The sequence below is a fragment of the Citrobacter sp. R-1.5.2 genome, assembly GCF_035064245.1.
GTDB lineage: Bacteria > Pseudomonadota > Gammaproteobacteria > Enterobacterales > Enterobacteriaceae > Citrobacter.
Genome location: NZ_JASEYC010000006.1, coordinates 282,755 through 307,645 on the forward strand (window position 1 = coordinate 282,755; position 24,891 = coordinate 307,645).

Genomic DNA, 24,891 nt, shown 5'->3' on the forward strand with positions numbered 1-24,891 from the left:
AGAACGCATAATAACGATGGCGATGAAAAAGTTGCTCATAGCGTCGCTGCTGTTTAGCAGCGCCACCGTATACGGTGCTGAAGGGTTCGTAGTGAAGGACATTCATTTCGAAGGCCTACAGCGAGTCGCCGTTGGTGCGGCTCTCCTCAGTATGCCGGTGCGCACAGGCGACACGGTTAATGATGAAGATATCAGTAATACCATTCGTGCTCTGTTCGCCACCGGTAACTTTGAGGATGTCCGCGTCCTGCGCGATGGTGATACCCTTCTGGTTCAGGTAAAAGAACGTCCGACGATTGCCAGCATCACTTTCTCCGGTAACAAATCGGTAAAAGATGACATGCTGAAGCAAAACCTCGAGGCGTCTGGCGTACGTGTTGGCGAGTCTCTGGATCGCACAACGCTTGCCGATATCGAAAAAGGCCTGGAAGATTTCTACTATAGCGTCGGTAAATACAGCGCCAGTGTGAAAGCGGTGGTAACGCCGTTGCCGCGTAACCGCGTTGACCTCAAACTGGTCTTCCAGGAAGGCGTTTCGGCGAAGATCCAACAGATCAATATCGTCGGCAACCACGCCTTCACAACCGACGAGCTTATCTCTCACTTCCAACTACGCGATGAAGTACCGTGGTGGAACGTGGTGGGCGATCGTAAATACCAGAAACAGAAACTGGCCGGCGACCTTGAAACCCTGCGCAGTTACTATCTGGATCGCGGTTATGCTCGCTTCAATATCGATTCCACGCAGGTTAGCCTGACGCCGGATAAAAAAGGTATCTACATCACCGTTAACATCACAGAAGGCGAGCAGTACAAGCTTTCTGGGGTCCAGGTGAGTGGTAACCTGGCTGGACACTCTGCCGAAATTGAGACCCTGACGAAAATCGAACCGGGTGAACTCTATAACGGCACCAAAGTGACCAAAATGGAAGATGATATCAAGAAGCTTCTGGGACGCTATGGTTATGCCTACCCGCGTGTACAGTCGCAGCCTGAAATCAACGATGCAGACAAAACCGTTAAATTGCGTGTAAACGTGGATGCGGGTAACCGTTTCTATGTGCGTAAGATCCGTTTTGAAGGTAACGACACTTCGAAAGATTCCGTACTGCGCCGCGAAATGCGCCAGATGGAAGGCGCCTGGTTGGGCAGCGATCTGGTTGACCAGGGTAAAGAGCGTCTGAACCGTCTGGGTTACTTTGAAACTGTCGATACCGATACTCAACGTGTTCCGGGCAGTCCTGATCAGGTTGATGTGGTCTATAAGGTGAAAGAACGCAACACCGGTAGCTTTAACTTCGGTGTGGGTTACGGCACTGAAAGTGGCGTAAGCTTCCAGGCGGGCGTTCAGCAGGATAACTGGTTAGGTACCGGTTATTCAGTCGGGATTAGCGGCACCAAAAACGACTATCAGACCTATACTGAGCTGTCTGTCACCAACCCGTACTTCACCGTCGATGGTGTGAGTCTCGGTGGTCGTGTCTTCTATAACGACTTTGAGGCAGATGATGCAGATCTGTCCGACTATACCAACAAAAGCTATGGTACGGACGTAACGCTGGGCTTCCCGGTCAACGAATACAACACGTTGCGCGCAGGCCTGGGTTATGTGCATAACAAACTGTCCAACATGCAGCCGCAGATTGCGATGGATCGTTATCTTGATTCAATGGGACAAGATGATACCAGCAGCTTTGCCGCAGATGACTTTACCTTCAACTACGGTTGGACCTACAACAAGCTGGACCGTGGGTATTTCCCTACGGAAGGTACGCGTGTCAACCTGAACGGTAAAGTGACTGTTCCGGGTTCTGATAACGAATACTATAAAGCGACGTTGGATACGGCGACCTATGTGCCGATCGATGACGACCACAAATGGGTGGTTCTGGGACGTACCAAGCTGGGCTATGGTGATGGCATAGGTAGTAAAGAGATGCCGTTCTATGAGAACTTCTACGCGGGTGGTTCCAGCACCGTGCGTGGCTTCCAGTCCAATACTATCGGCCCGAAAGCCGTCTATAAGAACGGGGCTTATTCTGGCGATAGAGACAATAATGACAACTACGAAGAGTGTACGGGCGCTGCGCTGTGTAAATCAGACGATGCAGTCGGCGGTAACGCCATGGCTGTAGCCAGCCTGGAATTCATCACACCTACGCCGTTTATCAGCGATAAATATGCTAACTCGGTGCGTACCTCCTTCTTCTGGGATATGGGTACCGTGTGGGATACGAACTGGCAGAACACTGCCGACACTCGTGCACTTGGCGTGCCAGACTACAGCGATCCGAATAATATCCGTATGTCTGCGGGTATCGCGTTACAATGGATGTCCCCATTGGGGCCGTTGGTTTTCTCCTACGCCCAACCGTTCAAGAAGTACGATGGAGACAAAGCGGAACAGTTCCAGTTTAACATTGGTAAAACCTGGTAATTGTTCTTCGCAAAGGAATGTAGTGGTAGTGTAGCGATGACTTTAGGCGATCTTGCATGGGATCGCCTGGCCACGCAAAGAACTGCACCTTCGGGTGCAAATGGGATGGTAAGGAGTTAATTGTGAAAAAGTGGTTATTAGCTGCAGGTCTCGGTTTAGCGATGGCAACGTCCGCACAGGCTGCTGACAAAATTGCAATCGTCAACATGGGTAGCCTGTTCCAACAGGTTGCACAGAAGACGGGTGTTTCTACTACGCTGGAAAATGAGTTCAAAGGCCGCGCCAGTGAACTGCAGCGTATGGAATCCGACCTGCAATCTAAAATGCAGCGTCTGCAATCAATGAAAGCAGGCAGCGACCGTACCAAGCTGGAAAAAGACGTAATGGCTCAGCGCCAGACTTTCTCTCAGAAAGCGCAGGCTTTCGAGCAGGATCGTCAACGTCGTTCTAACGAAGAACGTGGCAAGCTGGTTAATCGTATCCAGACAGCTGTGAAATCTGTTGCGAGCAGCCAGAGCATCGATCTGGTTGTTGACGCGAACACCGTTGCATACAACAGCAGCGATGTAAAAGACATCACCGCTGACGTACTGAAACAGGTTAAATAAGTAATGCCTTCAATTCGACTGGCTGATTTAGCAGAGCAGTTGGATGCAGAATTACACGGTGATGGCGATATCGCCATCACCGGCGTAGCGTCCATGCAATCTGCGCAAACTGGCAATATCACGTTCATGGTGAATCCAAAGTACCGTGAGCACCTGAGTGCATGCCAGGCTTCTGCCGTTGTGATGACGCAGGACGATCTTCCGTTTGCTAAGAGTGCTGCATTGGTAGTGAAGAATCCCTACCTGACCTATGCACGAATGGCGCAAATTTTAGATACCACGCCTCAGCCTGCGCAAAATATTGCACCCAGTGCAGTGATCGATGCAACGGCGAAGTTGGGTAACAATGTTTCTGTGGGCGCGAATGCGGTCATTGAGTCTGGCGTAGAACTGGGCGATAACGTGGTTATCGGCGCGGGTTGCTTCGTTGGAAAAAACACAAAAATCGGCGCAGGTTCACGCTTGTGGGCGAATGTGACGATTTACCACGACATTCAGATCGGTGAAAATTGCCTGATCCAGTCCAGCACTGTTGTCGGATCCGACGGATTTGGTTATGCGAACGATCGCGGTAACTGGGTGAAGATCCCACAACTGGGTCGCGTGATTATTGGCGATCGTGTTGAGATTGGCGCATGTACCACGATTGACCGTGGTGCGCTGGACGATACCGTGATCGGTAATGGTGTTATCATTGATAACCAGTGCCAGATTGCGCATAACGTCGTGATTGGCGACAATACGGCGGTAGCCGGTGGCGTCATTATGGCGGGTAGCCTGAAGATTGGCCGTTACTGCATGATTGGCGGCGCCAGCGTGATTAATGGGCATATGGAAATATGCGACAAAGTCACGGTAACTGGCATGGGTATGGTGATGCGTCCTATCACAGAACCTGGCGTCTACTCCTCAGGCATTCCGCTACAACCCAACAAGGTATGGCGTAAAACAGCTGCACTGGTGATGAACATTGATGATATGAGCAAGCGCCTCAAAGCGATTGAGCGCAAGGTTAATCAACAAGACTAATACATCGTTTTACGCATGTCTGACTTTACGGCCTGTCACATTCCTGGGATTGCGGCAGGCCGTGTTATTATTGCCTTTTAGTATATTTAGACAGGAAGAGTATTTTGACTACTAACACTCATACTCTGCATATTGAAGAGATTTTAGAACTTCTGCCGCACCGTTTTCCGTTTTTACTGGTAGACCGCGTGCTGGATTTTGAAGAAGGTCGTTTTCTGCGCGCAGTGAAAAATGTATCCGTTAACGAGCCTTTCTTTCAGGGCCACTTCCCGGGTAAACCGATTTTTCCTGGTGTGTTGATTCTGGAAGCGATGGCGCAGGCCACGGGTATTCTGGCGTTTAAAAGCGTAGGAAAACTGGAGCCAGGCGAACTGTATTATTTCGCCGGTATTGATGAAGCACGCTTTAAGCGTCCTGTCGTGCCAGGCGATCAGATGATCATGGAAGTGACTTTCGAGAAAACGCGCCGCGGCCTGACCCGTTTCAAAGGGGTTGCGCTGGTCGACGGTAAAGTTGTGTGCGAAGCAACGATGATGTGTGCCCGTAGCCGGGAGGCCTGATACGTGATTGATAAATCCGCCTTTATTCACCCAACTGCCATTGTCGAAGACGGCGCCAGCATTGGCGCTAATGCTCACATTGGCCCATTTTGTATTGTTGGACCCCATGTTGAAATTGGTGAGGGTACCGTACTGAAGTCTCACGTTGTCGTGAATGGCCATACAAAAATTGGTCGCGATAACGAGATTTATCAGTTTGCCTCCATTGGTGAAGTGAACCAGGACCTGAAATATGCTGGTGAACCGACCCGTGTGGAAATTGGCGATCGCAACCGCATTCGCGAAAGCGTCACCATTCATCGTGGCACAGTGCAAGGCGGTGGGTTGACGAAGGTGGGCAGCGATAACTTACTGATGATTAACGCACACGTTGCGCATGATTGTACGGTCGGTAACCGCTGCATTCTGGCGAATAACGCGACACTTGCCGGACATGTTTCGCTTGATGATTTTGTTATCATCGGCGGCATGACCGCGGTGCATCAGTTCTGCATTATTGGTGCACACGTGATGGTGGGGGGCTGCTCTGGCGTAGCCCAGGACGTCCCGCCGTACGTTATCGCCCAGGGCAACCACGCAACGCCATTTGGCGTTAACATCGAAGGTCTGAAACGCCGTGGATTCACCCGTGAAGCGATTACCGCGATCCGCAACGCCTATAAAGCGCTGTACCGCAGCGGTAAAACGCTTGAGGAAGTGAAACCGGAAATCGCCGAACTGGCGAAGCAGTACCCCGATGTTCAGGCTTTTAGTGATTTCTTTGAACGCTCAACGCGTGGTCTGATTCGTTAATGACTGAGCAGCGTCCTTTAACGATTGCCCTTGTCGCCGGAGAAACCTCCGGCGATATTCTTGGTGCCGGTTTAATTCGTGCACTCAAGGCTCGTGTTCCCAATGCGCGTTTTGTTGGCGTTGCGGGTCCATTGATGCAGGCGGAAGGCTGTGAAGCCTGGTACGAAATGGAAGAACTGGCAGTAATGGGCATTGTAGAAGTGCTCGGGCGCCTGCGCCGTTTACTGCATATCCGTGCCGATCTTACTCGCCGATTCACCGACCTTAAGCCGGATGTTTTCGTCGGGATTGATGCGCCTGATTTCAACATTACCCTTGAAGGTAATCTGAAATCGCAGGGTATTAAAACCATTCATTATGTCAGCCCCTCTGTATGGGCCTGGCGACAGAAACGCGTTTTCAAAATAGGCAGATCCACCAATATGGTGCTGGCCTTTCTGCCTTTCGAAAAAGCGTTTTATGACAAATTTAACGTCCCGTGTCGGTTTATCGGTCACACCATGGCGGACGCCATGCCGCTGGACCCGGATAAAAACGCGGCGCGTGATGTGTTAGGCATTCCTCATGATGCTCACTGCCTGGCGCTTTTGCCTGGGAGTCGTGGTGCAGAAGTGGAGATGCTCAGCGCCGATTTCCTGAAAACGGCGCAGCTATTACGTCAGCATTATCCGGATCTCGAAGTCGTCGTACCGTTGGTCAATGCCAAACGGCGCGAGCAATTTGAACGTATCAAGGCTGAGGTTGCCCCGGAACTTTCCGTGCATATGCTCAACGGAATGGGACGTGAAGCAATGGTCGCCAGTGATGCTGCGCTGTTGGCCTCTGGCACGGCTGCACTGGAATGTATGCTGGCGAAATGCCCAATGGTTGTCGGCTATCGTATGAAACCTTTCACTTTTTGGTTGGCAAAACGTCTGGTGAAGACCGATTACGTATCGCTGCCTAACCTGCTGGCGGGAAGAGAACTCGTCAAAGAGCTGTTGCAGGATGAATGTGAACCCCAGGCGCTGGCGCACGCGTTGCTGCCTTTGCTGGCGAACGGTAAAACCAGCCATGCGATGCACGACACGTTCCGCGAATTGCACCAGCAGATCCGTTGCAATGCGGATGAGCAGGCAGCGGATGCAGTTCTGGAGTTAGCACAATGATTGAATTTGTTTATCCACATACGCATTTGGTGGCGGGTGTGGATGAAGTTGGGCGTGGTCCATTGGTTGGCGCGGTAGTGACTGCCGCTGTTATCCTTGACCCGGCACGTCCGATAGTGGGTCTTAACGACTCCAAAAAATTGTCGGAAAAGCGTCGACTGGCGCTTTTTGATGAAATCAAAGATAAAGCGTTAAGCTGGAGCCTGGGTCGTGCGGAACCGCATGAAATCGACGAATTGAACATTCTGCACGCCACGATGCTGGCAATGCAGCGTGCGGTTGCAGGTTTGCATATTGCGCCGGAATACGTCCTGATCGACGGAAACCGCTGCCCGACATTGCCGGTACCGTCTATGGCGGTGGTAAAAGGTGACAGCCGCGTTGCGGAAATCAGCGCAGCGTCCATCCTGGCGAAAGTGACGCGCGATGCTGAAATGGCCGAGCTGGATAAGGTTTTCCCGCAGTATGGTTTTGCTCAGCACAAAGGTTATCCAACCGCTTTTCATCTGGCTGCGCTCTCTGAGCATGGTGCAATTGAGCACCATCGTCGCAGTTTTGCTCCTGTCAAACGCGCACTGGGACTCACGTCCTGATTCTTGTGTTAAAGGAATCTGAAGATGTCTGAACCTCGTTTCGTCCACCTGCGGGTGCACAGCGACTATTCCATGATCGATGGGCTGGCGAAAACCGGGCCGCTGGTGAAAAAGGCGGCCGCGTTGGGCATGCCTGCGCTGGCGATCACCGATTTTACCAACCTGTGTGGTCTGGTGAAGTTTTACGGAGCGGGTCATGGCGCAGGTATTAAGCCGATTGTTGGCGCAGATTTTCATGTCCGTAGCGAACTATTGGGTGATGAACTCACGCAACTGACGGTACTGGCGGCTAATAATACGGGCTACCAGAACCTGACATTGTTGATATCAAAAGCCTATCAGCGCGGCTATGGCGCAGAAGGGCCGGTTATCGACAGAGACTGGCTGATAGAGCTAAAAGAAGGGTTAATCTTGCTTTCCGGCGGCCGTATGGGCGACGTCGGACGCAGCCTGTTGCGTGGGAACAGCGCACTGGTCGACGAGTGCGTGGCGTTTTATGAAGAGCATTTCCCTGATTGCTACTTCCTTGAGCTGATCCGTACCGGTCGCCAGGATGAAGAAAATTACCTGCATGCTGCAGTAGCGCTGGCCGAAACACGTGGCCTGCCGGTGGTCGCGACCAACGATGTTCGTTTCCTTGAAACCGGTGACTTTGACGCACACGAAATTCGCGTGGCGATCCACGACGGTTTTACGCTTGATGATCCCAAACGCCCTCGCAACTACTCGCCGCAGCAGTATATGCGCAGCGAAGAAGAGATGTGCGAGCTGTTCTCCGATATCCCGGAAGCGCTGGAAAACACCGTCGAGATTGCCAAACGTTGTAACGTGACGGTGCGCCTGGGCGAATACTTCTTGCCGCAGTTCCCGACAGGCGATATGACCACCGAGGATTTCCTCGTCGCGAAATCGCGTGAGGGCCTGGAAGAACGTCTGGAATTTTTGTTCCCCGATCCTGAAGTCCGTGCGCAGAAGCGCCCGCCTTATGATGAACGTCTGGAAGTTGAACTTAAAGTTATCAACCAGATGGGTTTCCCGGGCTACTTCCTGATCGTAATGGAGTTTATCCAGTGGTCGAAAGATAACGGTGTACCGGTAGGCCCAGGACGTGGTTCTGGTGCGGGCTCGCTGGTGGCTTACGCGTTAAAAATTACCGACCTTGATCCGCTGGAATTTGACCTGCTGTTCGAACGCTTCCTGAACCCGGAACGTGTCTCGATGCCTGATTTTGACGTTGACTTCTGTATGGAGAAACGCGACCAGGTCATTGAACACGTCGCGGAAATGTATGGGCGCGATGCGGTTTCGCAGATTATTACCTTCGGTACCATGGCGGCGAAAGCGGTTATCCGCGACGTGGGTCGAGTACTGGGGCACCCATACGGGTTTGTTGACCGTATCTCGAAACTGGTACCGCCCGATCCGGGTATGACGCTGGCTAAAGCCTTTGAGGCTGAACCTCAACTGCCGGAAATCTATGAGGCAGATGAAGAGGTTAGGGCGCTTATTGATATGGCGCGCAAGCTGGAAGGCGTCACGCGTAACGCGGGTAAACACGCCGGTGGTGTCGTTATCGCCCCGACAAAAATTACTGATTTTGCACCGCTGTACTGTGATGAGCAGGGGCTGCACCCGGTTACCCAGTTTGATAAGAACGACGTGGAATACGCCGGCCTGGTGAAGTTCGACTTCCTCGGGCTGCGTACGCTGACCATCATCAACTGGGCGCTGGAGATGATCAACGCCCGCCGTGAAAAGAACGGCGAGCCGCCGCTGGATATCGCCGCTATCCCGCTGGACGACAAGAAAAGCTTCGACATGCTGCAACGCTCGGAGACGACAGCCGTCTTCCAGCTTGAATCCCGCGGTATGAAAGATCTTATCAAGCGACTGCAGCCTGACTGCTTCGAAGATATGATAGCCCTGGTAGCACTGTTTCGCCCCGGTCCGCTACAGTCGGGGATGGTAGATAACTTTATTGACCGTAAGCACGGGCGTGAAGAGATCTCTTACCCGGATGTGCAGTGGCAACATGAATGCCTGAAACCAGTACTGGAGCCAACCTACGGCATTATCCTGTATCAGGAACAGGTCATGCAGATTGCCCAGGAATTGTCTGGGTATACCCTTGGCGGCGCGGATATGCTGCGTCGTGCGATGGGTAAGAAAAAGCCGGAAGAGATGGCCAAGCAGCGCGGCACCTTTGAAGAAGGGGCGAAAAAGCGCGGCGTCGACGGCGAGCTGGCGATGAAAATCTTTGACCTGGTGGAGAAATTCGCCGGTTACGGATTTAACAAATCGCACTCCGCTGCCTATGCGCTGGTCTCTTACCAGACGCTGTGGCTGAAGGCGCATTACCCAGCCGAGTTTATGGCGGCGGTGATGACAGCCGATATGGATAACACCGAGAAAGTGGTGGGATTAGTGGATGAATGCTGGCGTATGGGGCTGAAAATCCTGCCGCCAGATATTAACTCCGGGCTGTACCATTTCCACGTTAACGATGACGGCGAGATTGTCTACGGTATCGGCGCGATAAAAGGCGTGGGTGAGGGGCCAATTGAAGCTATCATTGAGGCGCGTAATAAAGGCGGTTACTTCCGTGAGCTGTTTGATCTCTGTGCGCGTACGGATATCAAAAAACTCAATCGCCGGGTGCTGGAAAAGCTGATTATGTCCGGGGCGTTTGACCGCCTGGGGCCGCATCGCGCAGCACTGATGAACTCACTGAACGATGCGCTTAAAGCCGCCGATCAACATGCGAAAGCGGAAGCTATCGGTCAGGCCGATATGTTTGGCGTACTGGCGGAAGAGCCGGAACAAATCGAGCAATCCTATGCCAGTTGCCAGCCGTGGCCGGAACAGGTGGTACTGGACGGTGAGCGTGAAACGTTAGGGCTTTATCTGACGGGACACCCTATCAACCAGTATTTAAAAGAAATTGAGCGCTATGTCGGAGGCTACAGGCTGAAAGACATGCATCCGACAGAACGTGGTAAAGTTACCACGGCTGCGGGGCTCGTCATTGCCGCGCGGGTAATGGTCACCAAGCGCGGCAATCGTATCGGCATCTGTACCCTGGATGACCGTTCCGGGCGTCTGGAAGTTATGTTGTTTACCGATGCCCTGGATAAATACCAGCAATTGCTGGAAAAAGACCGCATACTTATCGTCAGCGGACAGGTCAGCTTTGATGACTTCAGCGGCGGGCTTAAAATGATGGCCCGTGAAGTCATGGATATTGACGAAGCCCGGGAAAAATATGCTCGCGGGCTTGCTATCTCGCTGACGGACAGGCAAATTGATGACCAGCTTTTAAACCGACTCCGTCAGTCTCTGGAACCCCACCGCTCGGGGACAATTCCAGTACATCTCTACTATCAGAGGGCGGATGCACGAGCACGATTGCGTTTTGGCGCAACGTGGCGTGTCTCTCCGAGCGATCGTTTGTTAAACGATCTCCGTGGCCTTATTGGTTCGGAGCAGGTGGAACTGGAGTTTGACTAATACAGGAATACTATGAGTCTGAATTTCCTTGATTTTGAACAGCCGATTGCAGAGCTGGAAGCAAAAATCGATTCTCTGACTGCGGTTAGCCGTCAGGATGAGAAACTGGATATTAACATCGATGAAGAAGTGCATCGCCTGCGTGAAAAAAGCGTAGAACTGACGCGCAAAATCTTCGCCGATCTTGGCGCATGGCAGGTAGCCCAGTTGGCCCGCCATCCACAGCGTCCATACACCCTGGATTATGTCCGCCTGGCGTTTGATGAATTTGATGAGCTGGCGGGCGATCGTGCCTATGCGGATGACAAGGCCATTGTCGGCGGCATCGCGCGTCTGGATGGCCGTCCGGTGATGATCATCGGTCATCAGAAAGGCCGTGAGACCAAAGAGAAAATTCGTCGTAACTTCGGCATGCCAGCGCCGGAAGGCTATCGTAAAGCGTTGCGTCTGATGGAAATGGCTGAGCGTTTCAATATGCCGATCATCACTTTCATCGATACCCCAGGGGCTTACCCGGGTGTGGGCGCGGAAGAACGTGGCCAGTCTGAAGCGATTGCGCGTAATCTGCGTGAGATGTCACGTCTGAGCGTGCCGGTCATCTGCACTGTTATCGGTGAAGGTGGTTCCGGTGGTGCACTGGCAATCGGTGTGGGTGATAAAGTGAATATGCTGCAATACAGCACCTATTCCGTTATCTCCCCGGAAGGTTGTGCTTCTATTCTGTGGAAAAGCGCAGATAAAGCCCCGCTGGCTGCAGAAGCGATGGGGATTATCGCACCGCGTCTGAAAGAGCTGAAACTTATCGACTCTATCATCCCTGAGCCGCTGGGTGGCGCACACCGCAACCCGGAAGTGATGGCGGCATCACTGAAAGCACAGCTGTTGGCCGATCTTGCCGATCTTGACGTGTTAAGCAAAGATGATTTGAAAAACCGTCGTTATCAGCGTCTGATGAGCTACGGCTACGCCTAAACTGCATTTATTCTGAAAAGGGCCACAACGTTGTGGCCCTTTTTTTTACCTGCGGTTTGACCAGGCTATGATTAACTAAGGTTTTTCCAGGAGGAACGCATGAATATCATTGCCATCATGGGACCGCATGGCGTCTTTTACAAAGATGAGCCCATCAAGGAGCTTGAACGTGCGCTACAGCAGCAGGGATTTCAGATAATCTGGCCGCAGAATAGCAACGACCTGCTGAAATTTATTGAGCACAACCCGCGTATCTGTGGCGTCATTTTTGACTGGGATGAATACAGCCTGGATTTGTGTAGCGACATCAACCAGCTTAACGAATACCTCCCTCTTTACGCCTTTATTAATACCCATTCGACGATGGATGTCAGCGCACACGATCTGCGCATGGCGCTGTGGTTCTTTGAGTACGCATTGGGTCAGTCTGACGATATTGCCACGCGTATTCGCCAGTACACCAATGAATACCTCGACAACATAACGCCACCTTTTACCAAAGCACTGTTTACCTACGTGAAAGAGGGAAAGTACACTTTTTGTACCCCAGGGCATATGGCGGGAACGGCATACCAGAAAAGCCCGGTCGGTTGCCTGTTCTATGATTTCTTTGGCGGCAATACGCTTAAGGCTGATGTCTCCATTTCGGTGACTGAGCTGGGATCGCTGCTCGACCATACCGGTCCGCACCTCGAAGCGGAGGAGTACATTGCACGCACGTTTGGTGCCGAGCAAAGCTATATGGTCACTAATGGCACTTCGACATCGAATAAAATTGTCGGTATGTATGCCGCCCCTTCGGGAAGTACGTTACTGATTGACCGCAACTGTCATAAGTCTCTGGCGCATTTGCTGATGATGAGCGATGTCGTGCCCGTATGGCTCAAGCCGACGCGTAATGCGCTGGGTATCCTTGGTGGTATACCTAAGAGTGAATTTACCCGGGAGAGTATCGAGCGCAAGGTCGCAGAGACGGTACAGGCGCAATGGCCGGTGCATGCGGTAATTACTAACTCCACTTACGACGGGTTGCTCTACAACACTAACTGGATCAAGCAAACGCTGGATGTGCCTTCTATTCATTTTGATTCGGCCTGGGTGCCGTATACCCATTTTCATCCGATCTATCAGGGGAAAAGTGGTATGAGCGGCGAGCGGGTGCCGGGAAAGGTGATTTTTGAAACTCAGTCCACCCACAAGATGCTGGCTGCGCTCTCGCAGGCTTCGCTGATTCATATTAAAGGCGATTATGACGAAGAGACGTTCAACGAAGCCTTTATGATGCACACCTCCACCTCACCGAGTTACCCGATTGTCGCTTCGATCGAGACGGCGGCAGCGATGCTGCGTGGAAACTCAGGTAAGCGATTAATCAATCGCTCCGTTGAGCGGGCATTACACTTTCGTAAAGAAGTACAGCGACTGCGTGAAGAATCTGACGGCTGGTTCTTTGATATCTGGCAACCCGAAAAAGTGGATGAAGCAGAGTGCTGGCCAGTAGCACCAGGTGAAGACTGGCATGGGTTTGTTGATGCTGATGCCGACCATATGTACCTCGACCCGGTGAAAGTGACCATTCTGACGCCAGGGATGGATGAGCAGGGAAATATGAGCGAAGAGGGTATCCCCGCTGCACTGGTGGCGAAATTCCTTGATGAACGCGGTGTCGTCGTGGAGAAAACGGGCCCGTATAATCTGTTGTTCCTGTTCAGTATCGGCATTGATAAAACCCGGGCGATGGGTCTCCTGCGTGGACTAACGGAATTTAAACGTTCGTACGATCTGAATTTACGCGTTAAAAATATGCTGCCGGATCTGTATGCTGAGGATCCCGATTTTTATCGCACTATGCGTATTCAGGATCTGGCACAGGGAATCCATCGATTGATCCGCCAACACGATCTCTCCGGGTTGATGCTGCGGGCATTCGATACGTTGCCGGAAATGAAAATGACGCCTCATCAGGCCTGGCAGCGGCAAATTAAAGGTGACGTCGAGACAGTCACTCTTGATCAACTGGTAGGGCGTGTTTCCGCCAATATGATCTTGCCTTATCCTCCAGGTGTCCCGCTGCTGATGCCCGGAGAAATGATCACAGAAAAAAGCCGGTCAGTACTCGATTTCCTGCTGATGCTGTGCTCGGTGGGGCAGCGCTACCCTGGATTTGAAACTGACATTCATGGGGCTAAGTTGGGTGAGGACGGCGTGTATCGTGTCAGAGTCCTGAAAATGGCATAACGACTTGCCGGAACCCGTTGCGCACGAGTAACGTGCTGAGAGTAAAATTAAAGAGGCGAAGAACATGCTGGGGTTAAAACAGGTTCACCATATTGCCATTATTGCGACGGACTACAGGGCCAGTAAGGCATTTTACTGTGATGTATTAGGCTTCACGTTAATGAGTGAAGCCTACCGGGAAGAACGTGACTCCTGGAAAGGCGATCTGGCGCTGAACGGCCAGTACGTGATTGAGCTTTTTTCTTTTCCTTTCCCACCCTGTCGCCCCAGTAGACCGGAAGCCTGCGGTTTACGTCATCTGGCGTTCAGCGTCGAGGATGTGGAAAAGTCGATTGCTCATCTTGAAGCCCATCATGTGAAATGTGAGCCAGTGCGCATCGATCCCTTTACCGGTAAACGCTTTACGTTTTTTAACGATCCAGACGGATTACCACTTGAACTGTACGAGCTGTAAGGCTTGTCATTGTAGCTTTAGCCCGGTAACGTGCCGGGCAATGCTATTGTAAGCAATCATCATGACGACACTTACGCTGAATACTTCACTTCTGAACACTAACGCGATCCTCGTTGCCTTTAGCGGCGGCCTCGACTCTACCGTGCTGTTGCACCAACTGGTGCTGTGGCGAATTCAGCACCCGGAGGTCTCTCTGCGGGCCATCCACATTCATCACGGATTAAGCCCGCACGCAAACAGTTGGGTACAGCACTGTGAGACGGTATGTGCGCAGTGGCAGGTGCCGCTGGTGGTTGAGCGGGTTCATTTGCAGGATGATGGGTTGGGCATCGAGGCGCAGGCCCGACGAGCGCGCTATCAGGCCTTTGCGCAGACGCTGCTGCCTGGAGAGGTGCTGATGACCGCTCAGCATCTGGACGATCAATGTGAGACATTTTTGTTAGCGCTTAAGCGTGGCAGTGGTCCTGCCGGACTTTCCGCCATGGGCGAAAACTCACCGTTCGCCGGAACCCAACTGATTCGACCGTTGCTGGCGCAAACGCGTGATGCGCTTGAACAGTGGGCGCGCCGGCATGAATTACGCTGGATTGAAGATGAAAGTAATCAGGATGACGCCTACGATCGCAACTTCTTACGTCTGCGTATTATCCCGCACCTGCAACAGCGGTGGCCGCACTTTGCGCAAGCCACGGCTCGCAGTGCCGCGCTGTGCGCTGAGCAGGAGAGCTTACTGGATGAACTGCTGGCCTGCGATTTAGCCAACTGCGTTACGGCGCAGGGTGCACTCTTGCTCGGGCCATTAATGACGATGAGTACCGTACGGCGTGCTGCGCTGCTTCGTCGCTGGCTGGCAGGATTAAATGCACCGATGCCTTCCCGTGATGCGTTAGAACGTATCTGGCAGGAAGTCGCGTTGGCACGCGAGGACGCATCGCCCTGTTTTCGCCTTGGTGAGTATGACGTCCGCCGTTATCAGTCGCAGCTGTGGTGGGTGAGGTCGGTTGACGGGCAAAGTGAAACCGTTATCCCGTGGCAATCCTGGAAAACGCCGTTGGCGCTACCTGCAGGGTTGGGCGAGATACAGCTTATCGCTACGGGTGAGCTTCGCAGGCCACACGTTGACGAAGCCGTTAGTATTCGCTTTAAAGCGCCTGGGTTATTGCATATTGTCGGGCGCAACGGTGGGCGTAAGCTTAAAAAAATCTGGCAGGAACAGGGTATTCCTCCCTGGCGGCGAGACACCACGCCGTTACTGTTTTACGGTGACACGCTGATTGCGGCAGCAGGGGTTTTCGTGACGCATGAAGGGCTGGCAAAAGGTGAAGAAGGAGTGAGTCTGGTGTGGCGTGCCTGATGGGGCTGCGCTTATCAGGCCTACGTATCGTATGGAAAGTAGGCCTGATAAGGTGCAAGAAAGGTTAAGATTCGCTGACCACCACGGTACCGATTTGCGGGTGGCTGAAGCTGGCAATTTTGTCGAGGCGAAGCTCACGGGTTTCACCCGAGACATCGGCGACCAGATATTCCACATTTTTGCGTGAAACCAGGTCATTTGCTTTCGCCTGTAGAACTTCGCCATCTTTGAGCGCCAACGTCAGTAACAAATGGTGCTGGCAGGCGAGTTCAAGATTGTCGTAATCATCACAGTTGATGGGTTGATACGTTTCATTCATTGACATAATCGCTCACCAGTAAGTTCGCGGCAGCATAGGCTGCCTTTTCCCTGACCGACTCTGAAAGGGCGCTGTCTGCCGCCACTTCATTAAGTACCTTCAATACGCAACCCAGCGCATCCGGGACATACCCTAAGTCTCCGCTGGCGATTTCCGCGTACCGCTTGCGTATTAACTCACAATATTTTTCCACATGCCCTCCTGTCAGCACTCTGACTTAACCGTGGATGCAAGTCTAAGCCTACGAAGATAAACTCTGTTTAGCAAGGTGACTATACCATACTCATTCAAGCAATATCAGCGCCTTGATAGACGGTACCTTCGTTAGCGGTTAGCAGCCTTTTGCCGCAGTTTTCGCTACAATGGACGCCTGATTCAAAAGGAGTTCTCCCATGGCGCTTAAAGCGACAATCTATAAAGCCGTCGTCAATGTAGCGGATCTCGACCGCAACCAGTTTCTTGACGCGACATTGACGCTGGCGCGTCACCCTTCAGAAACCCAGGAACGCATGATGTTGCGTCTGTTGGCATGGATTAAATATGCTGACGAGCGGCTGCAATTCACGCGGGGTTTAAGCGCTGAAGACGAACCCGAAGCATGGTTGCGCAACGACCACCTGGGCATTGATCTCTGGATTGAACTCGGCTTGCCGGATGAGCGTCGCATTAAGAAGGCGTGTACTCAGTCTGCTGAAGTCGCTTTGTTTGCCTATAACAGCCGCGCAGCGCAAATCTGGTGGCAGCAGAATCAGACCCGATGCGCGCAGTTTGCCAATTTATCCGTGTGGTATCTGGATGATGAACAATTGGCGCAATTGAGCGAGTTCGCAGGGCGCACCATGGCGCTGCAGGCAACCATTCAGGACGGTGCTATCTGGTTGTCCGACTCTCAGAACAATCTGGAAATCCATCTGGCTGCGTGGCAGCAGCGTTGATGGTTATTATCTCCCGAAATGTCTCTATCCCTGATAACGAGCTGGAAATCACCGCTATTCGGGCACAGGGTGCAGGTGGACAGCACGTTAACAAGACCTCAACGGCTATTCATTTGCGCTTTGACATTCGGGCCTCCAGCCTGCCAGAGTATTACAAGGAACGCCTGTTGGCTGCCAGTCATCATCTGATCAGCGGCGAGGGTGTCATTATTATTAAGGCTCAGGAATATCGTAGCCAGGAGTTGAACCGGGAAGCGGCAATATCCCGGCTGGTGGCGGTGATTAAAGAATTAACCGCAGTGCAGAAAAGTAGGCAGGCAACGCGCCCGACACGCGCTTCAAAAGAGCGCAGATTGTCATCGAAGGCGCAAAAGTCCACTGTGAAGGCACTGCGCGGGAAAGTTCGTCGCCCACAGGACTGACGAATGGGAATACAATATTGAGAAGGAATCTGTGGTGAAAACAGCAATACTGTCATTAGCAGCTGTATTTACACTCTTTGCCTTGATCGGCTGTAACAATCGCTCTGAAGTTGATGTTCTGCAACCGACACAAGCGGCAGAATTAAAACCGATGCAGCAAAGCTGGCGTGGCATCTTGCCTTGTGCGGACTGCGAAGGGATTGAAACCTCTTTGTTCCTGGAAAAAGATGGAACATGGGTAATGAACGAACGCTATCAGGGCGTACGTGATGAACCTTCTTCGTTTGCTTCATATGGCTCGTGGGCGCGTACGGCTGACAAGCTGGTGTTGACGGACAGCAAAGGTGAAAAGTCTTACTACCGGGCAAAAGGCGAGGCACTGGAAATGCTCGATCGTGAAGGCAATCCAATTGAGTCACAGCTCAACTACACCTTGCAGCCGGTTTCTGCCAGTCTCCCCGTGACGCCAATGCCGATGCGGGGAATGTACTTCTACATGGCGGATGCCGCTACCTTCACCGACTGTGCAACGGGTAAAAGAGTCGCCGTTGCCAACAACGCACAGCTGGAGCGTGATTATTTGAGCGCACGCGGTGCTACGGATAAACCGGTTTTGTTGACAGTAGAAGGTCATTTCACCCTGGAGCCAAACCCGGATACCGGGGCGATGGTGAAAACGCTGGCCACCGACAAAAATGCGAAGTTTGTGCCAGGTAAGGATTGCAGCAACTAATAAAAAGGCCTCGCATAATGCGAGGCCTTTTTATTTGCCGGATGGCGCTTTGCTCATCCAGCCTGCAGTACGTGTTTTGAGTTTGTCCGGTAAGCGAAGCGCCACCGGACAATCCTACAAAACGCACATTGTTGGTATCTGATTAGCCCTTAATCGCTTTCACCAGATAGTCGACAATGCCGCTGGTTTTAATCAGCTGTTTCTCGCCGTTACGACGATATTTGTATTCGATATCATCGTTATCGAGGTTACGGTCACCGAGTACGATGGTGTGCGGAACGCCGATCAGTTCCATATCGGCAAACATCACGCCCGGACGTTCTTTACGATCGTCCATCAGCACTTCGATACCCTGTGCACGCAGTTCTGCGTACAGCTTCTCAGCCAGTTCCTGCACACGGTAGGATTTGTGCATGTTCATTGGCAGAATAGCGACCTGGAACGGTGCGATGGCGTCTGGCCATACAATGCCGCGATCGTCAAAGTTCTGCTCAATAGCGGCAGCAACCACGCGAGTCACCCCGATACCGTAGCAGCCCATGGTCAGAATCTGATTACGGCCATCTTCACCCTGAACGGCAGCTTTCATCGCTTCAGAATACTTGGTACCCAGCTGGAAGATGTGGCCCACTTCGATACCGCGTTTGATCATCAGCGTACCTTTGCCGTCCGGGCTCGGGTCGCCGGCGACCACGTTACGGATGTCAGCAACTTCAGGGGTAGCTACGTCACGATCCCAGTTGATACCGAAATAGTGTTTACCGTCGATATTGGCGCCGGCGGCAAAATCACTCATTACCGCAACGGTACGGTCGATAACCACCGGAATCGGCATGTTCACCGGACCAAGAGAACCTGGACCTGCTTTCACGACGGCACGGATTTCTTCTTCAGTAGCAAAAGTCAGCGGGCTGGCAACCTGCGGCAGTTTTTCTGCTTTGACTTCGTTCAGTTCGTGATCGCCGCGAACCAGCAGCGCAACCAGCGGGTAGCTACTGCCTTCAACCGCTTTCACCAGCAGGGTTTTAACGGTTTTTTCAATTGGCAGATTAAACTGCTCAACCAACTCGGCGATGGTTTTCGCATTCGGTGTGTCAACCATCGTCATTTCCTGAGTGGCGGCTGCGCGGGGTTCTTTCGGCGCAACGGCTTCAGCAAATTCGATGTTGGCAGCAAAATCCGAGCTGTCGGAGAACACCACGTCATCTTCGCCGCTCTGTGCCAGCACCTGGAATTCGTGAGAGGCGCTACCGCCGATAGAGCCGGTATCCGCCTGTACTGCGCGGAAATCCAGGCCCATACGGCTGAAGATTTTGCTGTACGCGGCATACATCGCGTCGTAAGTTTCCTGCAGAGATTCCTGAGAAGTATGGAAAGAGTACGCATCTTTCATCAGGAATTCGCGGGAACGCATCACGCCGAAGCGTGGGCGAACTTCGTCACGGAATTTGGTCTGGATCTGATAGAAGTTCAGCGGCAGCTGTTTGTAAGAGCTCAGCTCATTACGGATCAGGTCGGTGATGACTTCTTCATGCGTTGGGCCGAGTACGAACGGACGATCGCCACGGTCTGCGATACGCAGTAGTTCCGGGCCGTACTGTTCCCAACGACCGCTCTCTTCCCACAGTTCAGAAGGCTGAACGACCGGCATCAACACCTCGATCGCACCGGCGTTATTCATTTCTTCACGCACGATGTTTTCGACTTTTTTCAGGACGCGCACGCCGGTCGGCAGCCAGGTGTATAACCCGGAGGCCAGCTTGCGGATCATCCCGGCGCGCAGCATCAGCTGGTGGCTGATGACTTCGGCGTCGGCAGGTGTCTCCTTCAGAGTGGAGAGCAGATATTGGCTAGTACGCATGTTGTTACGGTTCCAGTTGAACGATCGAACAGGCTGGATGCCAGCCTGACACAAAAAAAGTGGTTTAGTTTACCAGCGAGAAAGGGATGTCAAAAGAGAAGGGCACGAAATTAGCGGGGTTCAAGCGCAAAGACTTCAAAACCTTCTTCCGTTACGCGCCAGCGCACATTGAAATCGTGTAGCCAGACGGCATACGCTTTGCCTGTCTCTTCACCCTTACGATACGCAGGACGTGGGTCCTGTGCCAGTACTTCACCGATAAATGTTTTCAGCAATGGATAACGTTTTTCCAGCGTCAAAAGCTGTTGTTCAACCTCTGTAGTGAAACTTACCGCCATTTCGGCAACCGGCGCATGCTGCGCGTAGCTGGCAGTGGCGTCAGGCAGTGCTTCTGCAAATGGCAGATAAGGTTTAATGTCGACCACCGGCGTTCCGTCGACCAGGTCCAGACTACCCAGTTGCAGAATGACGCTCTCTTTGTGGCAGACAATCCCTTTTAACTCAACCAGCGACATCCCGACAGGGTTGGGACGAAAGGTTGAACGCGTGGCAAAGACTCCCATTCTGGCGTTACCGCCCAGACGGGGTGGGCGCACGGTGGGTCGCCATCCGCCTTCCATTGTCTGATGAAAAACAAAAATCACCCACAAATGGCTGAATGCTTCCAGGCCGCGAACAGCATCGGCTTGGTTATAGGGCGCGAGCAAATGCAGTTCGCCGTTGGCGCTTTTCACCAGACCCGGCTGGCGTGGCACAGCGAACTTTTCTTTATAAGGAGAGCGGATAACGCCTATTTGCTCGAACTGAAAATGACTCATTTAGACGAAATGTTCAGGGCAGAACCGATGCAGACTGCCTGACGATAGCAACCCGGTGTCCCGCTGGTGACTTCGCAGCTGTGCAGCAATACCGCATTGGCTTTCATTTTGGATGCGTTTATCTGCATGCGTTTGCGTGCGGTTGGAATACTCGGAGGGGAATCCTGGTTTGATGCCTGGCAGGACTCTCCGCTCACTTCGCCAAGATCGCGGAATGGTTTACCGACCAGATCTTCTGCGTTGGTAATAATTCTGACCGGCGTCGCGCGCGGTGCTTTTGGTTTTTCCGGCTCCGCTTTTGGCGGGGTAGCGGTGCTTTGAACGGGTTCAACAGGGGATCTGCTTAACATAGAACAGCCGCTCAGCATGAGTGCTACTAAACAGATCGGTAAAGCACGCATAATATTTCCTCAATGAATGATCTAAACGTCAGATATTGAATCAGGTGCTTGCATAAATGACAAGACGGGCAAGCGCCCGTCCTGATGATATTACAGATTGTGAAAACAGCCTAAAATTACCAGCCTTTAACAGCACCACCGTTGAAGACTTTGTTTGCCGCTTCGTAAACTTCGTCTGACTGGTATGCTTCAACGAATTTCTTCACGTTCTCAGCATCTTTATTGTCTTCACGCGTCACGATCAGGTTTACGTATGGGGAATCTTTATCTTCAACAAAGATACCGTCTTTTGCCGGAGTCAGGCCGATCTGGCTGGCATAGGTGGTGTTGATGACTGCCAGTGCGATTTGCGCGTCGTCCAGTGAGCGTGGCAGCTGCGGCGCTTCCAGTTCAACCAGCTTCAGGTTTTTCGGGTTTTCAATCACGTCCAGCGCGGTCGGCAGCAGGCCAACGCCATCTTTCAGTTTAATCAAACCGACTTTCTGCAGCAGCAGCAGAGAACGGCCGAGGTTAGTCGGGTCGTTTGGAATAGCGACCTGAGAGCCATCCTGCAGTTCATCCAGTGATTTGATTTTTTTGGAGTAGCCTGCAATCGGATAAACAAAGGTATTGCCTACGGCAACCAGTTTGTAACCACGATCTTTGATCTGCTGATCCAGGTACGGTTTGTGCTGGAAGGCGTTAGCATCGATATCGCCTTTGCTCAGCGCTTCATTGGGCAGGACATAATCGTTGAATGTTACCAGTTCAACATCCAGACCGTATTTTTCTTTAGCCACTTTCTGTGCGACTTCAGCAACCTGCTGCTCTGCGCCAACGATAACACCCACTTTGATGTGGTTAGGATCTTTTTCATCCTGGCCACAACCCACAAGTGCCAGAGAACCGATCAGGGCTCCAACTGCCGCAAAGGTTTTGAATTTGAACGCCATGCTTATTTCCTTTTCCTAATGAGTTTTTAGTGTTGTGTGTAACGTTATTTGTGCGTGACTGCCCGGACGATGCGATCGCCGGATAACTGAATTAAATAAACCAGAACGACGAGCAATACCAGTACTGTATTCATTACGGTAGCGTTATACCCAATATAGCCATACTGATAGCCAATCTGGCCAAGACCGCCTGCACCGACAGCACCGCCCATAGCTGAGTAACCGACCAGGGTAATCAGCGTAATCGTTGCCGCATTGACCAGTCCTGGCAGCGCTTCTGGTAGTAATACCTTACGTACAATCTGCAACGGCGTAGCGCCCATCGCACGCGAGGCCTCAATCAGCCCGGTCGGGATTTCCAGCAGGGCGTTTTCCACCATACGAGCAATAAATGGCGCGGCGCCGACGGTTAGCGGGACGATAGCGGCCTGCAGCCCGATAGATGTGCCAACAATCATGCGGGTGAACGGAATCATCCACACCAGCAAAATAATGAACGGGATGGAACGGAAAATGTTAACCAGCGCAGAAAGCGTGCGGTACAACTTCGCGTTCTCAATGATTTGCCCTGGACGCGTCACGTACAGCAGTACGCCAACGGGCAGGCCAATCACAAAGCCAAAAAAACCGGACACAAAGGTCATTGCCAGCGTTTCCCATACGCCGCGAACCAGCAGCCAAATCATCGGCTCAGACATAACCCAGTACCTCTACTTTTACGTGGTGTTCCTGCAACCAGCTAATGGCTGCTTGTGTATCTTCTTGTGTACCGTGCATTTCAGTCAGCATGATGCCGAACTTCACGCCGCCGGCGTAATCCATCTGCGCGCTGATAATGTTGTTATTCACATTAAAGCGGCGGGCCGTTTCCGAGAGTAATGGGGCATCAACAGAGTGACCGGTGAACTCCATGCGCAGCATGGGCACGCTGTCGGCTTGCGGCTCTGCTTTTAAACGTTCCAGATAATCTTCCGGAATATCCAAATGCAGCGTCGACTGGATAAATTTCTGCGCCAGCGGGGTTTTGGGGTGGGAGAACACTTCGCTGACGGTGTCCTGCTCAATCAGTTCACCATTGCTGATGACTGCGACGCAGTCACAGATACGTTTTACAACGTCCATCTCATGAGTAATCAGCAGAATGGTGAGCCCCAGGCGACGGTTAATATCTTTCAGTAATTCGAGAATCGAGCGGGTCGTCGCTGGGTCGAGGGCGCTGGTGGCTTCATCGCAAAGCAACACTTTGGGATTACTTGCCAGAGCACGGGCAATCGCCACACGTTGCTTCTGACCACCGGAAAGGTTCGCCGGGTAGCTGTCGTGCTTGTCACCAAGGCCAACCAAATCCAACAGTTCCGTCACACGACGTTTAATCTCTTCTTTTGGCGTGTTATCCAACTCCAGCGGCAGCGCAACGTTACCAAATACCGTGCGTGAAGAGAGCAGGTTAAAGTGCTGGAAAATCATGCCAATTTGACGGCGCGCTTTAGTCAGCTCTGACTCTGAAAGCGTCGTCAGCTCCTGACCGCCGACCTGAACGCTACCTTCAGTTGGGCGCTCGAGCAGGTTTACGCAGCGAATGAGTGTGCTTTTACCGGCACCGGAGGCACCAATAACGCCATAAATCTGTCCGGCAGGAACATGCAGGCTGACATTGTTTAGCGCCTGAATGGTGCGAGTCCCCTGCTGGAACACTTTGGTGATATTCAAAAGTTTAATCATTGGTTATTTATTATCGTAATTAAGTTAGCCGTGGCATTTTCGTCTGTCTGGTACGGTCGACGCCGTCAACAAGATGGATGTTAAGGCATCCAGACGTCTAAATCAATCGGGCTTTGCACGATGAGCACTTTCTTGCCCGCCGAAACATGCGATACTAGAGCAACATGCCTTATTCAGGAGCTATAAAAGGTGGCAAAGTCTGTACCCGCAATTTTTCTCGACCGTGACGGCACTATTAATGTGGACCACGGTTACGTCCATGAGATCGACGAGTTCGAATTTATCGACGGTGTCATTGATGCTATGCGTGAACTTAAAAAGATGGGTTATGCGCTGATTGTCGTGACGAACCAGTCTGGTATTGCCCGTGGCAAATTTACCGAGGCACAATTCGAAACGTTGACTGAATGGATGGACTGGTCATTGGCCGATCGCGATGTTGATCTGGATGGTATCTATTATTGTCCTCATCATCCACAGGGCACAGTCGAAGAGTACCGCCAGGTCTGCGACTGCCGTAAACCACATCCAGGCATGTTTATTTCAGCGCGAGACTTTCTGCACATCGATATGGCTGCTTCTTATATGGTGGGCGACAAAATAGAAGATATGCAGGCGGCGACAGCTGCAAATGTAGGAACGAAGGTATTAGTGCGCACAGGCAAGCCAGTCACTCCGGAAGCAGAAAATGCGGCAGATTTAGTGCTAAATAGTCTGGCGGACCTGCCAATGGCGATAAAAAAGCAGCAAAAGTAAGCGTTATGGATAAAAGGTGAGCGGTTGAAACAAAAATGCATTTTTCCGCTTGTCTTCCTGAGTCGACTCCCTATAATGCGCCTCCATCGACACGGCGGATGTGAATCACTTCACACAAACAGCCGGTCCGGTTGAAGAGAAAAATCCTGAAAATGAGGGTTGACTCTGAAAGAGGAAAGCGTAATATACGCCACCTCGCGACAGAGCGCTAAAGCGCGTCGCAACTGCTCTTTAACAATTTATCAGACAATCTGTGTGGGCACTCGAAGATACGGATTCTTAACGTCGCAAGACGAAAAA

Annotated in this window: 24 protein-coding genes; 16 read left to right on the top strand and 8 right to left on the bottom strand. The window is 52.1% G+C overall.

The genetic code is table 11. From position 1 onward, the window contains the following. The first annotated feature begins 16 nt into the window (after window positions 1-16). From bamA to tilS, 12 genes are all read left to right on the top strand, one after another. Entirely contained in the window at window positions 17-2,437 is a 2,421-nt protein-coding gene (bamA, locus tag QMN38_RS13690; protein ID WP_202039452.1) for an outer membrane protein assembly factor BamA, read from the top strand. Between the two features lie 122 nt (window positions 2,438-2,559). Further along, complete coding sequence (gene skp / locus QMN38_RS13695) at window positions 2,560-3,045, top strand: molecular chaperone Skp (protein WP_005132103.1); 486 nt, start codon at window positions 2,560-2,562, stop codon at window positions 3,043-3,045. 3 nt (window positions 3,046-3,048) lie between these two features. Next, window positions 3,049-4,074: a UDP-3-O-(3-hydroxymyristoyl)glucosamine N-acyltransferase gene (gene lpxD, locus QMN38_RS13700; protein WP_323605222.1), complete on the top strand. Its 1,026-nt coding sequence runs from the start codon at window positions 3,049-3,051 to the stop codon at window positions 4,072-4,074. A gap of 104 nt (window positions 4,075-4,178) precedes the next feature. Further along, complete coding sequence (gene fabZ / locus QMN38_RS13705; protein ID WP_003018528.1) at window positions 4,179-4,634, top strand: 3-hydroxyacyl-ACP dehydratase FabZ; 456 nt, start codon at window positions 4,179-4,181, stop codon at window positions 4,632-4,634. 3 nt (window positions 4,635-4,637) lie between these two features. Continuing rightward, the gene (gene lpxA, locus QMN38_RS13710) at window positions 4,638-5,426 is read left to right on the top strand and encodes an acyl-ACP--UDP-N-acetylglucosamine O-acyltransferase (RefSeq protein WP_005132096.1); all 789 of its coding nucleotides are present in this window, start codon (window positions 4,638-4,640) and stop codon (window positions 5,424-5,426) included. Continuing rightward, window positions 5,426-6,574 carry a lipid-A-disaccharide synthase gene (gene lpxB / locus QMN38_RS13715; protein WP_061067280.1) on the top strand — a complete coding sequence of 383 codons (1,149 nt, stop codon included), beginning with the start codon at window positions 5,426-5,428 and terminating at the stop codon, window positions 6,572-6,574. Before lpxA ends, lpxB begins: the two co-directional genes overlap by 1 nt. Continuing rightward, on the top strand, window positions 6,571-7,167 hold the full coding sequence (rnhB, locus tag QMN38_RS13720; RefSeq protein WP_271450059.1) for a ribonuclease HII: 597 nt from the start codon (window positions 6,571-6,573) through the stop codon (window positions 7,165-7,167). The genes lpxB and rnhB overlap by 4 nt, the downstream gene beginning before the upstream one ends. Window positions 7,168-7,191: 24 nt before the next feature. After that, the gene (gene dnaE, locus QMN38_RS13725) at window positions 7,192-10,674 is read left to right on the top strand and encodes a DNA polymerase III subunit alpha (protein WP_271441993.1); all 3,483 of its coding nucleotides are present in this window, start codon (window positions 7,192-7,194) and stop codon (window positions 10,672-10,674) included. 12 nt (window positions 10,675-10,686) lie between these two features. Then, window positions 10,687-11,646: an acetyl-CoA carboxylase carboxyl transferase subunit alpha gene (gene accA, locus QMN38_RS13730; RefSeq protein WP_003018513.1), complete on the top strand. Its 960-nt coding sequence runs from the start codon at window positions 10,687-10,689 to the stop codon at window positions 11,644-11,646. A 99-nt stretch (window positions 11,647-11,745) separates the two neighbouring features. Then, window positions 11,746-13,884: a lysine decarboxylase LdcC gene (ldcC, locus tag QMN38_RS13735; protein WP_271441992.1), complete on the top strand. Its 2,139-nt coding sequence runs from the start codon at window positions 11,746-11,748 to the stop codon at window positions 13,882-13,884. Window positions 13,885-13,948: 64 nt separating this feature from the next. Continuing rightward, window positions 13,949-14,338 carry a VOC family protein gene (locus QMN38_RS13740; protein WP_048212638.1) on the top strand — a complete coding sequence of 130 codons (390 nt, stop codon included), beginning with the start codon at window positions 13,949-13,951 and terminating at the stop codon, window positions 14,336-14,338. 61 nt (window positions 14,339-14,399) lie between these two features. Beyond that, window positions 14,400-15,692: a tRNA lysidine(34) synthetase TilS gene (gene tilS, locus QMN38_RS13745; RefSeq protein WP_323605223.1), complete on the top strand. Its 1,293-nt coding sequence runs from the start codon at window positions 14,400-14,402 to the stop codon at window positions 15,690-15,692. A gap of 64 nt (window positions 15,693-15,756) precedes the next feature. Here the strand turns inward: tilS and rof are convergent, their stop codons facing one another. Together rof and QMN38_RS13755 are read right to left on the bottom strand one after the other, a co-directional pair. After that, window positions 15,757-16,017, bottom strand: coding sequence for a Rho-binding antiterminator (rof, locus tag QMN38_RS13750; protein ID WP_048212636.1), 261 nt, complete (start codon window positions 16,015-16,017; stop codon window positions 15,757-15,759). Continuing rightward, on the bottom strand, window positions 16,004-16,204 hold the full coding sequence (locus QMN38_RS13755) for a YaeP family protein (RefSeq protein ID WP_005132083.1): 201 nt from the start codon (window positions 16,202-16,204) through the stop codon (window positions 16,004-16,006). Before QMN38_RS13755 ends, rof begins: the two co-directional genes overlap by 14 nt. 199 nt (window positions 16,205-16,403) lie before the next feature. Between QMN38_RS13755 and QMN38_RS13760 the strand changes: the two genes are divergently transcribed. Genes QMN38_RS13760 through nlpE form a run of 3 tightly spaced genes read left to right on the top strand, consistent with a single transcriptional unit; the run spans window position 16,404 to window position 18,101 of the window. After that, entirely contained in the window at window positions 16,404-16,946 is a 543-nt protein-coding gene (locus tag QMN38_RS13760) for a YaeQ family protein (protein WP_271441989.1), read from the top strand. Continuing rightward, window positions 16,946-17,368: an alternative ribosome rescue aminoacyl-tRNA hydrolase ArfB gene (gene arfB, locus QMN38_RS13765; RefSeq protein ID WP_271441988.1), complete on the top strand. Its 423-nt coding sequence runs from the start codon at window positions 16,946-16,948 to the stop codon at window positions 17,366-17,368. The genes QMN38_RS13760 and arfB overlap by 1 nt, the downstream gene beginning before the upstream one ends. A gap of 31 nt (window positions 17,369-17,399) precedes the next feature. Continuing rightward, complete coding sequence (gene nlpE / locus QMN38_RS13770) at window positions 17,400-18,101, top strand: envelope stress response activation lipoprotein NlpE (protein ID WP_271441987.1); 702 nt, start codon at window positions 17,400-17,402, stop codon at window positions 18,099-18,101. Window positions 18,102-18,243: 142 nt separating this feature from the next. Here the strand turns inward: nlpE and proS are convergent, their stop codons facing one another. The 6 genes from proS to metN form a co-directional block, all read right to left on the bottom strand. Beyond that, window positions 18,244-19,962, bottom strand: a complete 1,719-nt coding sequence (gene proS / locus QMN38_RS13775) for a proline--tRNA ligase (RefSeq protein WP_323605224.1) — start codon at window positions 19,960-19,962, stop codon at window positions 18,244-18,246. Between the two features lie 110 nt (window positions 19,963-20,072). After that, on the bottom strand, window positions 20,073-20,780 hold the full coding sequence (gene tsaA, locus QMN38_RS13780) for a tRNA (N6-threonylcarbamoyladenosine(37)-N6)-methyltransferase TrmO (RefSeq protein WP_323605225.1): 708 nt from the start codon (window positions 20,778-20,780) through the stop codon (window positions 20,073-20,075). Beyond that, window positions 20,777-21,181 (bottom strand): Rcs stress response system protein RcsF, encoded by a 405-nt coding sequence (rcsF, locus tag QMN38_RS13785; protein ID WP_040230040.1) that lies wholly within the window; start codon window positions 21,179-21,181, stop codon window positions 20,777-20,779. The genes tsaA and rcsF overlap by 4 nt, the downstream gene beginning before the upstream one ends. A 116-nt stretch (window positions 21,182-21,297) precedes the next feature. Then, window positions 21,298-22,113: a methionine ABC transporter substrate-binding lipoprotein MetQ gene (metQ, locus tag QMN38_RS13790; protein WP_003829145.1), complete on the bottom strand. Its 816-nt coding sequence runs from the start codon at window positions 22,111-22,113 to the stop codon at window positions 21,298-21,300. A gap of 44 nt (window positions 22,114-22,157) precedes the next feature. Next, on the bottom strand, window positions 22,158-22,811 hold the full coding sequence (locus tag QMN38_RS13795; RefSeq protein WP_005132073.1) for a methionine ABC transporter permease MetI: 654 nt from the start codon (window positions 22,809-22,811) through the stop codon (window positions 22,158-22,160). After that, the gene (gene metN / locus QMN38_RS13800; RefSeq protein ID WP_323605226.1) at window positions 22,804-23,835 is read right to left on the bottom strand and encodes a methionine ABC transporter ATP-binding protein MetN; all 1,032 of its coding nucleotides are present in this window, start codon (window positions 23,833-23,835) and stop codon (window positions 22,804-22,806) included. The genes QMN38_RS13795 and metN overlap by 8 nt, the downstream gene beginning before the upstream one ends. 189 nt (window positions 23,836-24,024) lie before the next feature. Here metN and gmhB point away from each other — a divergent pair, with 189 nt between their 5' ends. Continuing rightward, on the top strand, window positions 24,025-24,591 hold the full coding sequence (gmhB, locus tag QMN38_RS13805; RefSeq protein ID WP_048212629.1) for a D-glycero-beta-D-manno-heptose 1,7-bisphosphate 7-phosphatase: 567 nt from the start codon (window positions 24,025-24,027) through the stop codon (window positions 24,589-24,591). Window positions 24,592-24,891 lie beyond the last annotated feature (300 nt).